The organism is Roseococcus sp. SDR (assembly GCF_019083995.1).
Lineage (GTDB): Bacteria > Pseudomonadota > Alphaproteobacteria > Acetobacterales > Acetobacteraceae > Roseococcus.
Map to the genome: position 1 here is coordinate 195,269 of NZ_JAHRCU010000002.1, position 13,254 is coordinate 208,522.

Sequence of the window (13,254 nt, forward strand, 5' to 3'; positions counted from 1 at the left end):
CTTACCAGCCCACGGCATAGCTGGCGCGGCGCGGATCGGCGCCCGCCGTCAGGATGCCGCTGCGCTGGTCGGCCTGCACGAGGCAGACGGCGCCGGCGCGCCAGATGCGGTCGGGCCACCAAGCCACCTGGTGGCCACGCGCCTCCAGCGCCTCGCCCGTCGCACGGTCGATCCGCCCTTCCAGGCACAGCCGGCCAGGATAGCTCACATGGGGCTCGAAACTGTCCGGAAAGCTATAGGTGGCGGCGCGCGGATGCTCGACGGCGTCCTGCGGGTCCATGCCGAAGAGCAGCATGTTGAGAAGGACCTGCAGCATCGCCTGGGATTGCACGTCGCCGCCGGGCGTGCCGAGCGGCATGACGAATTCGCCGGGACGCTCGATCATGATGGGGTTGGGCGTCAGGCGCGGCCGCTTGCCCGGCGCCACGCGGCTCGGATGCCCCGGCGTGACGAAGGATTGCGATCCGCGCGACGAGGGGCAGAGGCCGGTGCCCGGAATGACCGGCGTGTCGCTCGAGACATCGCTCGGCGTGGCTGAGACGGCGTTCCCCCAGCGATCCACGACCGAGATGTAGGAGGTGTCGCGCGGCGGGCCGGATGGAACGCCCGGCAGGCTCAGCGCAGCGGCGGGGCCGGGTCTGGCCCCTGCTGGCCGGCCCGGTGGCGGCATGTCGGGCCAGGCACGGGCCGGGTCGATCATCCGCGCCCGCTCCGCCGCATAGCCGGGGTCGAGCAGCGCATCGAGAGGCACATCCACGAAATCCGGGTCGCCATAGAAGCCCTCGCGATCGGCGAAGGCGAGCTTCAACGCCTCGATGACGGCGTGCAGGTAGTCGGGGCTGTTATGGCCGGCGGCCCTCAGTGCGGATGCATCCAGCAGGGCCAGCGCCTGATGCAGCACCGGCCCCTGGCACCAGGCGCCGCAGGTGTGGACGTCCACGCCCGCGAAGCGTCGGGTCACGGCGCGCGCCACGGGCGATCGGTATTCCGCGAGGTCCTCGGCGGCGAGCCAGCCGCCCTCCTCACGGTGGTGGCGCAGGATGGCCTGGGCGATGTCGCCCACATAGAAGGCGGCCCGCGCCGCCTCCAGCCCGGCCGCGCGGTCACCGCCGCGGGCGAGCGTCGCGCGCTCCTCATCGGCCATGTGGCGCAGCGTGCGCGCGAGGTCGCTCTGCACAAAGATCTCGCCGACGCGGGGCGGCCGGCCGCCCGGCAGGAAGATCGCGGCGTTCGACGGCCAGCGGGCGTATTTCTCGGCATAGCCCGCGATGGTGTCCGCCATCAGCGGATGCACCGGGAAGCCCTCGGCGAAGCGGATCGCGGCCTGCACCACCTCTGAGAAGGGCATGGTGCCGAAGCGGGCCAGCGCCGTGATCCAGGCATCGGGCGCGGCAGGCACCACCGTGCGCAGCAGCCCATCCGGGATGGTGCCGCCGCACGCCTTGAGGAAATGCTCCGGGTCGGTCGCGCGCGGCCATGGGCCGAGGCCCGCGATGGTCCAGACCGCGCCATTGGCCATGCGGATCATGATGGGCGCCACACCCGCGACGTTCACGATGTCCGGCTGCACGACGCCAAGCGCGATGCCCCCGGCCACCGCCGCATCCACCGCATTGCCGCCCGCCTCCAGCACGGCGAAGGCAGCATGCGCGGCGCCGTAATGCCCCGCGGAGACCATGTGCCGCGTGCCGCGCAAGGCGGGGCGTTGGGCATAGGGCTCGATGGGGTCGGGCATCACGGCTCTCCAGTCTTGGCACGGGGATGATGTTCGAGGCATGGCCTCGATCTCGTGTCCAGGCGCGGCCAGGATGGGGCAAGTCTCGCCGGCAGGCGAGCCAACAGGACGGACCGGTGACCGCGCAACCGGGTTGACGGTCTGGCGCGCCCTCTGTCGAGCCAGGGTCCCTATGCGGTTGGCATCGCGTCCTTGCGGGCGAGAGCGCGCATCCTTGCCGCCCGCTTCGCATGCCCTGATCCGCTCCCGGCCAGGACGACCGACCTTTCCGCCGCCCAGGTGCTCCCGCAAGATCGATGCGCTCCGCGACAGGCAAGCCACCCTTGCCGCCGCGGCGACGTCACTCCTGGCCCGATACCGGCTCCGCCTTCTCCGCCGCCCGCCGGCGCTGCTTGGCCGTGGCCTCGGGGCGGGGTCGTGCGGCCCGCGCCGTGGGCGCGACCAATTGCGGCAGCAGGTCGATCAGATGTTCGAGGAGGGCCCGATCACCGAGATCCTGGGGCGCTGCATCGCCGACGGCGGGCAACGGATCGCGGAACAGCACGCCATCGGGGTCCTTCAGGAACTCGCGTGCAACGCGCGCGTCACCTTCCGCGTATTGCGCCAGCAATTCCGCCGCCCCTTCGCTCGAGAGGTATCGGAGCGGCGCGAAGAGCGGGCGTGCAGGGCTGCACCCCATGATCCGCCGGCGCAGCCGGTTCGCCAGTTCCGGATCGGCGATGCGCTGGTTGATGGCACGCAACAGTTCGACGGTCGTCATGTCGGGCGCGGTGTTGACCGCGCGGTTCTCCGGTGGAACCGGAACCGCCGCCTCCTCGCCGATCGCCTTGAGGAAATCGGCGCGGATGTCGCTTTCGAGTCTGCCCTTCTCATACACGCGAACAACCACGCTGGCCCCGGCGGAAGCCCAGGATTGCAGGACGCCGTTGAAGTCAAATCCGGCATTGCGCCCCGCCTTCGCGCGCTCCAGCCAGGTGGGAAACTCCACCGTGGCACCGCCCTTGATCGCCTGGACATAGAGCGATTGCGCCAGCAGGTCCTGCCGGCGCAGATATGCGACGATGCGCGGCGTCCAACCGGGGAAGGCATCCAGCAGCCGCCGAACCTGCCGCGGGGGAATGGCGCCCCAGAGATACTCGGTCGACAGCACCAACACGCGAGGGCGCCTCGCCTCGATCTCCCGCCCGATGCCGTGAACAGCCTCGGACAGGGCAGTGTCGCGCGACACGTCACCCAGTCGCCCAGCGCGGCCCGGAAAGATCGCGGCGCCGATGACGTGATGCGCCTTGCCCATCGTTCCGGCGGAGGGGTAGAGGATGCCGCGGGCGGCCAGGGCCTCGCGGTTCTCCGCGAGAAAGTGCTGGATGGCCGTCGTGCCGGTCTTGGGCGACCCGATGTGGATGTAAAGGTCGGGCATTCGTCAATTCCCCTGCTTCACCGCAGCGAGCCGACCGACGACCGTCACGCTGCTCGTCGTGAGGTCAGCGAGTGTGAGGTCGGGATTGGCGGCCAGCACCTTGTCGCGCAGGCGCATGACGACAGCCGGATCCTCCGCCTGCGGACGCCACTCCTGGATGCTCATGACGGCCTCCAACTGCTCGCGGAGCGCGGTCAGGGTCAGCGGCCGCGGCCGCAGGTGGCGAATGTGTCGCCAGTCCAGCAGGGTGGCCTGGGAGGGATCATTGCGGTCGATCTCCGAGGCACGCTGCGGGCGTCGTCCATGACCGGACCACGCATAGGCATTCTGCCAGCGGACGCAGAGCACGCCGTCCGGGCGCAGAAGGCGCGCCGCCGTAGCCAGCATCGAATCCAGCGAGATCTCCGGGGAGGGAGCGTCGATGATCGCGAGGTCGAACCGGGTCCCGCGGAGCGCATCGGCATCGCGGCTATAGGTCAAGAAGGGGATCATGTCCTCGACGTCGCCGAGCCGGATCGCGGACCGATGGCGCAGGCCCGCGATACCGCCGGTATAGGTGCGCTGCGCCGGGTCGTGGCGCGGGTTGACCGCGGCGTAGCTCCGCGCGCCCAGTGCCCGCAACGCGACGCCGTGCAGCGTCATCGTCCCGGTGAGTTCCACGACGTCACGCCCCAGGGCGAGATCGGCCACTCCGGCCGCCTGCAGCACGGCGCCCGACCGCACGGCAGCATCGAAGAGCGGAACGAGGCGGGAGATGTCCTGCCGGGTGGCGCGGGCATGGATCGCGTAGCGCGTTGCCAGGTCACGGCCCGTCTTTGGGAGCCGCAGCGCCTTCGCCAGGCCCGCCAGCGCCTCGCTTGAGAGACCGCGCAGGGTCACGTTCTCCTGGTTGCCGCCGATGGTGGCGTCCTCTTCCGCCATCACCTCAAGGGCCGCGCGGGATGCCCTGGGCCGGACCCCACCGCGCAGGTAGGCGCCCGCCATCGTCAGCGCCCGGCCGATCTGGCGATCGCTGTACCGGGCGAGCCGCTCCACCTCGTCCGCGAGGACGCCATTGGCTTCGGCCGCCTGCGCATGGGCGAGGACGTCTTCGGCCGCATCATCGGCCTGCAGGTTCAGCAGGTCGAGTGCCATGCCGACCGACAGTTCACCGCTGCGGGCGGCAGGGAAGACATCGCAGGCATGGCGCCAGATGCGCAGGAGTTCCTCGACACCAAGGCTGGAGATGCTGCGCGGGACCGTCTGATCACGCAAATTCACCGGCGCTTCGACGCGGAACACGGCGGCCGTGCCGCTCTCCACCAGCCGGACGGGCCGCAGCTCGGGAATCGAGGCCAGGAGCCAGACGAGCTGACGCGACGTGATGTGAAGGAAATCCTGGAAGACCACGCTGCCCCCCGGCAGGAGCCGCGGGCCGAGGTGCTCGAGGACGCTCCGCAGCATGCTCCAGGATTTCGGGGCATCGACGAAGAGCAGCTCGATCTTGGCCGGTGGTTCGAAAACCTTCGGAAGGTCCTGCAGTTCCGCCTGCAGGCACGTCATCCTGGCAGCGTGTTCGCCCATATTGGCCTGGAACATCTCCAGGAAGCTCGCCCCCTCGGTGAGCGGGACTTCCGGATACCGGGTCATGTAGAGCTTGCTCCAGCGGAAGCGGTCAATGACCGTCAGCCGCCAATCCTCGCCGGTCTCCTCAAGACCACGGCAGATCTCGATCGTGCCCGAGCCGAGCCAGGAGCCGATCTCGATCACCTCGCCCTCGCCGCGGTACTGCCGGGCCACATCCCGATAGAGCGCCTTCTCGTCCAGGCTCAGCATGGAGGGCATGGACGAGTCAGCCTCGAAGTTCGCGGCCTTCGCGCTAAATATTTCGATCTTGGACATCGATGCTCCAACATGGACGGAAGGCGGGCTGGAAAGGCCGGTGGGACGGTGGAGACAACCGGCGGCAAGGCGCTTCGCGCCATGTTCGAGTGATACCCGAGATCACGAGGCGCATCAAAGCTCCGCTCACGACGCGCGTCTCTCGATCTTGGCGAGCAGGGCCAGGATCTTCGGATGATCGGGCTTCGCCGTCAGTCCAGCGCGCAGCACCTTCGCCGCGAGATCCTTGCGGCCGATGCCGATCTCAAGGCGGGCCAGCCCCATCACCGCCTCCACCAGGGACGGCTGCCGCGCGATCACGGCCTGGAAGGCGGCCCGCGCTTCCTCGGTCTCGCCCGCCTCGCCCGCGGCCCGCGCCTGCAGCAGCAGAAGGCCCAGTCTGCCGGGCGCCAAGGCCACGGCCCGCCGCGCCAGACGGAGCGCATGGGCGGGCTCGCCGGCCGCCAGGGCAGCTCTGGCACGGTCGGTGAGCAGCATCGGATCGGTGATATCCGCCTCTTGTTCTGCGTCGAGCAGGCGCTCCGCCTCCTCGCGCCGGCCCAGGCTCAGGTAGATCCGGCCAAGCCGGGCCGCGTGGCGCGCGGCGGGCGTGATGTCGAGCAACGCCTCGAGGGCCGCCGCGGCGCCTGTCAGGTCGCCCTGCGCTTCACGAAGCTGCGCGTTCATCGCATGGATGGCGGCGCCCCGAGGCTCCAGCTCCAAGGCCTGCCGCACGGCCCCTTCGGCGGTGGCGAGCGCACCCTCCTGCAGGGCACGGGCGGCAAGGGCCAGTTGCATCGCGACGCTGTTCGGCGCGAGGGCCGCGGCCCGACCTGCATGCTGCAGGGCAGCCGCCCCATCTCCGGCCTGGCCGGCGAGTTCGCTCGCGCGCCAAGGCCAGGTCGGATCGGCCGGCGCAAGCCGTGCAGCATCCTCGGCGGCGAGGAGCGCTGCACGGGTGTCCCCCGCCTGCTCCGCCGCGGCCAATCGTGCCTCGGCCGCGGGAAGCGGTGGCAGGATGGCCGCCAGCGCCAGGAGCGCAGCTCCGTCACGCCGGCGGCGTGCGCGCAGCAGCGCAGTCTCCTCCGCTGCCATGAGCGGCAGGCAAGCGGACGGATCGAGCTCCACGAGGTCGTAGATCTCATCGCAGATATCGCTGGTGTCGAGGGCGGCGGCAGCCTGTCCATCGGGTGCCAGCACGTAGATCGCTGACCGCTCGCTCTCCTCATGCATTCCAGCCAGGAGGCTGACCGGCAGGCTGCGCTCCGGCCCCAGGGAAGCGGATTTGGCCCGGAAGCCGCTCCGTCCGACGAAAAGCGCCTCCGGCGTGACGAGCAGACCGCGCACCCAGCCGAACAAGCTGCGCAGAACGTCGTGCGAGCCGCCCGGCCGGGTGCGCAGGAGCTGACCCGAGCCTGATTCGAGCACCAGCACCTCGTCACCCCGCATCACGACACTGTGAGGCGTGTGCAGGCGGTCCACCAGCGCCTGGCCGCTCCGCAAGTCTCGCACCTCGCCGAAGCGGCGTGAGTCGCCGGGCAATGCCGGTCCGAACATCGCAACCAGGGGCTGACCGTCCCGCATGGCGATCCCGTTCAGGTGCAGCGTGTCGTGCTCGGCCGGGTCCAGCACATGGGCCGGGGTTTCGGTGCCATCCTGCCGGTTGCGGTGGATGATGCGGTTGGTTCCCGTTGAGACCAGCAGGAGGCCCTGCTCCGCCGTGCAGATCGAATGCAGCTTGCGCACCTGCGTGAGTTCGACCGCGGCGGCGGTGCCATTCGTCAGGTCGAATGTGGCCAAGGCGGAGGGTGTGCGCTGCAGGCCCGCATGCAGGCGGCCATTCTCGACGCACAGACCCGTGATCCCCGTGAACCCGAGGCGCCGGTGCAGCCCGCCCAGGTCGACAAACCCCTCAAAGACGGGCGCGCCAGCGGACCAAGTGAACATGCCGAGCGAGAAGCGCCCGTCGGCGTGGCCGGTGTTGCAGAAGCTGGCCAGGAACCGCACCGCTCGCTCCACGCCAGGGAAGATCAGTCGAAATCGACGGAGCGTTTCCGCGCGGTCAGGACGACCTGCTTGGTCAGCAACTCCTGGTCGGCATATCCGGCAAGCCGTGCGCGCACTTCCGGAGTCAGGCGCGGCCGGATCACGCTGCGGTCAGGCACCTCCTCCCACTTGCCGATCTCGAAATGCGCCGAGACCAGTTCGCGCAATTGCGGCAGGCGCAGCGGCATGACGACAGGCTCGGCCGGCCGCTGGTCGGGCACGACATGGCGCCAATCGGCGAACTTCATGTGGTCCGCGTTCGCAGGATCGAAGGCGGCCGGGCTGCGCGGCTCCTTCTGGTGACCGCCCCAGGCGTAGTAGTTCTCGTGCAGGATCCAGACCTGCCCGCCCGGCCGCAGGGCCCGGCTGATCTGGGCCATGGTCGCCGCCGGATTCTCGAGCAGATGGGTGACCGACTGCATGATGACGACGTCCCAGGCCTCACGCGAGTTGACGGCGTTCGCGCGGATGTAGCTGACGCCCGGCATCATGTGCGCGACATCGGCCAGGGAGAAGGGCAGGTCCACCGTCTTCTTCTGGAGGCGGCTGCGGAATTTCTTGCGCTTCATGTCGAGCGCCTGGTCCACGCCCGTATAGGTGTTGGCGCCGAGCGCGCGTAAGGCGGGGCCGTACAAGGTGGCGCCGCAGCCGAAGTCGAGCACGTCCTTGCCGTGGCACAGCGCACGCACCTGCAACGGCATCGCCACATGGCCAAGCGCGATGACCTGCTCGAAGATTCGCGTCAGCGAGGGCACATGGCGCGGCTTCAGGCTGGCGCCGTGGAAGACGTAGTTGAACAGCAGCGCCGCCGCATCCGCGGGCTGGCGCATGCGCAGCGCAAGAGCCGCGAGATCAGCCGGCGCGATCTGGTTTGCGCTCTCGGAAGCGTCGCTCATGGTACATCAGCCTATCATGCGGGAGAGAATGCTCTTGTACGCGAGGAGCATTTCCTGGTGCCCGGTGAGCTTCCAGAAGGCGCGCCGCGCCTGATGCGCCATGGCCTCGCGCCGCGCGTCATCCGTCACGAGTTCGACGAAGCGCCGCTTCCACGTCTGCATGTCGTTGAAGTCGTAAAGATAGCCGGACTCACCGTCGGTGACCTGCTCGTTCACGCCGAAGACCTTGGTCGAGAGCACGGGCAGCGAGGAATAGAGCGCCTCGACGACGCTGCGCGGATAGGCCTCGGAGCTGGAGTTCATCAGGAACATGTCGGCGGCGCGGTAATAGGGCGCCACATCCTCCGTCGCGTCGACGACGACCAGCCGCCTGCGCACCTCTTCGGGAAGCTGCGTGAATTCGCGCATGAAGTCGTTGAGGCCGCTGCCCTCGACGGCGCCGAGGAAGACGATGGCGCAGGCCTCCCGCACCTCGGCCGGCAGCTCCGCGAAGGCCTGGGCCAGTTCACGCTGCCCCTTGCGAAGGTTCACCGTGCCGACGCACAGAGCGATCAGCCCCTCGGCCGGGAGATTGAGGCGGGCGCGCGCCGTCGCCTTGTCCATCTCCGCGACGCCTTCGAAGCGATCACCGGAAATGCCGTTGGGGATCACATGGACCTGCCCGCGCATGGCCTGGTCGGCCCAGGTGTCGCGGCTTGTCTGGGCGACGAAGACCACATTGGAGGCCTGCGTCAGGCCCCGGATCGCGGCGAGGCGCGCATCGCCCGTGAAGTGCGAGAAGCGCTCCTCCGCGGTGTAGGATTCCCGGACGATGACCATGCTCGGGATGCCGATGCTGGCCGCGAAATCGGCCATCGGCGCGGACTTCACCGTGTTGCAGACCAGCGCCTCGATCTCGTGCTTCTTGAGGAAGCTGATGACAGTGTCTCGCATCGCGGCGAAGCGCGTGTTCAGCGACTTCACCATGTGCCGGGCGTAGGGATCGAAGATCTCGAGCGCGGCGCCGGCCTTGGCGTATTGCTGTGCGAGCGGACCCGGGCCAGGCGCGAAGACGAAGGGCGTGATGCCCTGGCTCGACAGGCCGGAGGCGAGCTCGAACAGGCTCCAGGGCGCCCCCTCGCCGAGCGAGAGATTGTGCGAGACGAAACCGACGCGGCGCGGGCGTTCCTTGAACAGGGCGGGCGCGTAGGTATGGTTCTCGATCAGCGTGGTGTAATTCTGCGTCGTCGCCTCGCGGCCGCAGGTCGCGGCGATGAAGCGCTGCACGCGGCGGACGTAGAGGTGGCGGAACGGATCGGCCTCGAGCTTCGCCATCGCGCGGTCCAGACCACGTTCGCCCTGGATGTCGGCGACCTCGTGCCCCGTGGCCCGCAATATCTCGCGGCAAGCCGGCGAGTTCGAGACGAGCGTGGGGATGCCCTGCATCATGGCCGCGATGAAGCGGTTGGGGCTCTTGGCCTGTTCCGCGTCGTCATAGGCGACGACGCAGAGCGTCGCTTCCGCGAAGCCCGCCTCCATCGCCTCCAGCGACCAGTCCTGGCAGAAGGGCAGGTAGTCCGGATGCGCCTTGAAGAAGCTGCGGCGGGAGATGACCAGCGGCTCGTAGCCGAAGCGACGGCGCAGCCGGTCCAGCATCCAGCGCGCGCTCTCGAAGTTGCCGCGATCCGGGTTGCCGAACCACAGCACAACCTTCTTGCCGTTGAGGCGCGGCGGACGCGCGACGGCGCCGTAGTCCACCGGCTCGGGCACGTAGCGCACGGGGCGGTGCGGTGCGCGGGAGGCGACCTCCGCCTTCAATTCCCTGCTCGGAACCGTGACGAGGTTCGCGCGCTCGATCAGTTCGGCATAGCGGTCGATCGAAGAGACCGGCGGATCGAGATGACGAAAAAGGCGCGGGTTCTCGTAGTACTTGTCGCAGACGTCGTAGATCAGGAACTGATCCGGATTGGCGCGCAGCTTCGCCATCACCACGTCGTCGCACATCTGGACGACGATGACGATGTCCGCATCCTCGTGGTAGCCCTGCACCACATCGAAGCGGCCGCCCTCAGCCAGAAACTCCGAAGGGTATTTGGCACGCAGGCGGGACGAGCCGAACTTCTCCGGCGGTTCCCAGAAAGGCACGAAGGCGACCTTGGGCCGCCGCGCCGTGGCACGCCGCGACTGCGAGAAGAGCGAGCGGAAGACCTCGCCATACTCGCGCGCCGCCTGGGCGATGTTGTGGTGCCGCTCTGCGAAGGCCCGCGCCTCGGCGCCGATCCGTCGCCGGAAGCGGTCGTCGCGCTGCAGCCGGGAGATGGTCTCGGCGATCATCATCTCGTCGCGATCGGCGATCAGGATGCTCTTGCCGTTGACCATGAACTCGCTGTGGTAGCCGGCGTGAGGCGTCGTGATCACGGGGACGCCGAGCGAGATGGCCTCCATGATGACATTGGAGGTGCCCTCCCGACCGGGCGCAACCGGCTGCAGCAGCACATCGATCTTCGAATAGAAATCCGGGATCATCCGGTCATGCGGGATCTGGTGCGTTCCCTTCGAGGCCAGCAGAAGCTGCACGCCCGCACGCTCCGTCGCGGCCTTGACGAGGGGATAGCCCTTGATCTCCGCCTCAGCCGAGGATTTCAGGCTGGCCGCGAAGCCAACCGTGAAGGGACGCTCGCCCACCACGCGCTTGGCGGGTGACCACTCCTCGAGGTCGAGTGCATTCGGAATGAGGTGGACATTTCCATGCGCGCGGCTGACGCGCAGGTAGAGCTCGGCGTTCAGCGCGACGATCGCGTCGAAGCGCTTGAGGCCCTTGCGCATCGCCTCGACATCATCGCCGAAGAGGCGATCAAGCGGACGCGGGCCGCCGATGCGAAGGACCGAGCGCCGGGCCTCCGCAGGGTAGCGCTCAGCGACGATTGCATCGAAATAGACCGCGATGGCGGCCGGGTCGCTGCCGGCGATGGAGTGCTCGAAGTTCGGGAGCCGCTCAGCCAGGCGCTTGGCGTTGTTGCCATAGGCCCAGCCGGCATTGTCCGCCGGACCGATGATCCAGTTGACGGCCCGCTTGTTCGATCGCGCCTTGGCCGCGCCATCCGACGCAGCGGGCACTGTCGCGATCGCGGGGGCGGATGGCGTCCGGCCTTCGTTCGGCCGGCCCTGAACAGTCTCGGCGCGGTTCGCGAGCAGCTGCAAGGCCGCCTCGACAGCGGCGGCAAGGCGGGCGATGTGTGCATTGGAACGGTCAACCGACGCACGCAGGGCCGCCAGTGCCGCAGCAGTATCGTTCGACACGTCGGCGTCGCTTACGCTGACACTGCGCGGAAGATCCTTGCTCATGATCGCGTTCTATCGGAAAAATTGAGCGCAACAAGGGTGAGAGGCCGCACCTCGCGACAAAGTCATACTTTCTCTTTTTTGACTTCCGTTCAGGCGCCGGAGACGGCACTCCGAACCGCAGAACGCACCTCCCTGACGATCATGTGGGGATCATCGGACCAGACACGCTCTTCACCAAAAGCCGTAATGATGTCGCAAGCTTTATTGTATTTGGCATGTAAATTTGCGGTCGACACGGCCAACGCCCCGCTGCCTCCACTTTCGAGGAGCAGGACTGCTTCGCGTGCAAGACGGGGGCTGACGATCGGGGCGGAAAGAAGAGGCCTGAGCTGCACCTCTGCCGCGTCCGGGCGGCCGGTCCGCGCCCAGCATCGCGCCAGCAGCACCCGCGCCTCTGCGTCCCTGCCTTCCAGGCGGCAGAAGCGTCGGAGGGTCGTCTTTGCGTCCTCCCATTGCTCCGCCGCGACCTGAAGGCGAGCGCGCGCGAGCAGCACGGGCGGTGCCCCCTGAAGCTTCGGCGGCAGCCGATCCAGGATGGCAATGGCCTGCTCAGTACGCCCCAGCTCCGTCAATATGCTGGCGAGTCCGACCATCGCCGCGAGGTCGTTGGGGTGACTGTTTGCCGCCGTCTCCGCCAGGCGATGGGCATCCTCCATGCGGCCGATGGCCCGCGCGACAGCGGCTTGGGCGTTAAGGCTGCGCGCGCTGGCTGCGTCCAGCTTCGTGGCCAGTTCGAGCATCGCCTGCGCCAGATCGAGTCGGCCAAGTTCCAGCGCCGCAGCGAGACCGGAGTGCAGGATATCCAGGCGCAGCGTGCGGTCATGCATACGGTCCAGCTTGAGCAGGAGCCTTACGGAGGCCAGTGCCGCCAGCACCGCGGCGCCCGGACGGCGATGCGCACGGAGCGTCTCCGCCAACCCATGCCAGAACAGGGCCCCGGTGCACCGTTCGCGCCGATAGAGCCCGGTAAACTGCCGGCAATCGAAGCCGCCCTGGATCAGAGAACCCGTTACCGCAGTGATGATGCCGACCTCGCTGAGAAGACGGGCGGTGTTATGTCCGGCAAAGGGAATGATGACACGTTCCACCGGGCGCAGTGCTTCGAACAGCGCGACATGTTTGGCGTCGGGTCTGAACATGGGATCAAACAGGACCAGCATCCGGCTCTTCGGATCGATCCCTTCGGCCATATTATCCGCAGCGAAATCGAGCTTCGCCGCATAGTTGCGCCAACGAGTCTCGAACGGGACCTTGGCGGCGTCGATCGAGAACTGGGGCGAGAAGACGACCACCTGGTAGGGCTGCAGCAGGCGCGAGAAACGCATGGCGGCATATCCGCCCATGCTGGAACCATAGAGCGTCAGACGTCGCCCCTCGAAGACCCCGGAGGCCCGGAGGCTCTCAAGCGCCTCGACGGTCTCGGGCGTCTGCCACCAATGATTTTTCTTGCTGATGAAATGGATCGCGGAAATGCCCCGCTTCTCCAGGTAGGTCTCGCCAAAGCCCTTCTCGACCGGCGGGTTGGCGGCGCGGCCGGTGAAGGTGATGACCAGATCCCCCCCGGTCGCCTGGAACTGCCGACCGACGACCTTGATATCGTTCCCGTCAAAGAGAATCATCCTAGCACCTTGGTTGTTACATGGCGTCGTTGTCAACGCGTTGCGCCCTCGGCCGCGGCGATGCGGCGGCGCGGTGATGCAGGCACACCCAATTTGTCCCGCCCCCACGGACCAGGCGGCCCTGCCTTCAACTTGCCCGCTGGCCTCGCGGCTGGACGCGGACCGGCACATCCGGCGCGGCACGATCCTGCGAACACTCGGCCATCACGTGTCATGCGCGCGGACCCGAAGACCGTGGGTGGCACCAAGAACTGGTTTATGGGGCGGGCTGGAGTGCTTCCGGGGCATGCGCGCGGCGGCGTCACACGCCGCACGAAGCAGCGCGCACCCTGGTTTAACAGCCTGTATCAATTGACA

Annotated in this window: 7 protein-coding genes; all 7 read right to left on the minus strand. The window is 68.1% G+C overall.

All coding sequences use genetic code 11. From position 1 onward, the window contains the following. Position 1 precedes the first annotated feature (1 nt). Positions 2-1,735, minus strand: coding sequence for a gamma-glutamyltransferase family protein (locus tag KTR66_RS03075; RefSeq protein ID WP_213610280.1), 1,734 nt, complete (start codon positions 1,733-1,735; stop codon positions 2-4). 340 nt (positions 1,736-2,075) lie between these two features. Continuing rightward, positions 2,076-3,029, minus strand: coding sequence for a hypothetical protein (locus KTR66_RS03080; RefSeq protein ID WP_213610282.1), 954 nt, complete (start codon positions 3,027-3,029; stop codon positions 2,076-2,078). A 126-nt stretch (positions 3,030-3,155) separates the two neighbouring features. Next, positions 3,156-5,033: a class I SAM-dependent methyltransferase gene (locus KTR66_RS03085; RefSeq protein WP_213610284.1), complete on the minus strand. Its 1,878-nt coding sequence runs from the start codon at positions 5,031-5,033 to the stop codon at positions 3,156-3,158. Between the two features lie 126 nt (positions 5,034-5,159). Continuing rightward, positions 5,160-7,019 (minus strand): DUF4915 domain-containing protein, encoded by a 1,860-nt coding sequence (locus KTR66_RS03090; protein ID WP_213610286.1) that lies wholly within the window; start codon positions 7,017-7,019, stop codon positions 5,160-5,162. A 23-nt stretch (positions 7,020-7,042) separates the two neighbouring features. Continuing rightward, positions 7,043-7,954, minus strand: coding sequence for a class I SAM-dependent methyltransferase (locus KTR66_RS03095; RefSeq protein ID WP_213610288.1), 912 nt, complete (start codon positions 7,952-7,954; stop codon positions 7,043-7,045). A gap of 6 nt (positions 7,955-7,960) precedes the next feature. Beyond that, entirely contained in the window at positions 7,961-11,278 is a 3,318-nt protein-coding gene (locus KTR66_RS03100; RefSeq protein WP_213610290.1) for a glycosyltransferase, read from the minus strand. A gap of 89 nt (positions 11,279-11,367) precedes the next feature. Beyond that, entirely contained in the window at positions 11,368-12,897 is a 1,530-nt protein-coding gene (locus KTR66_RS03105; RefSeq protein ID WP_213610292.1) for a lipopolysaccharide assembly protein LapB, read from the minus strand. Positions 12,898-13,254 lie beyond the last annotated feature (357 nt).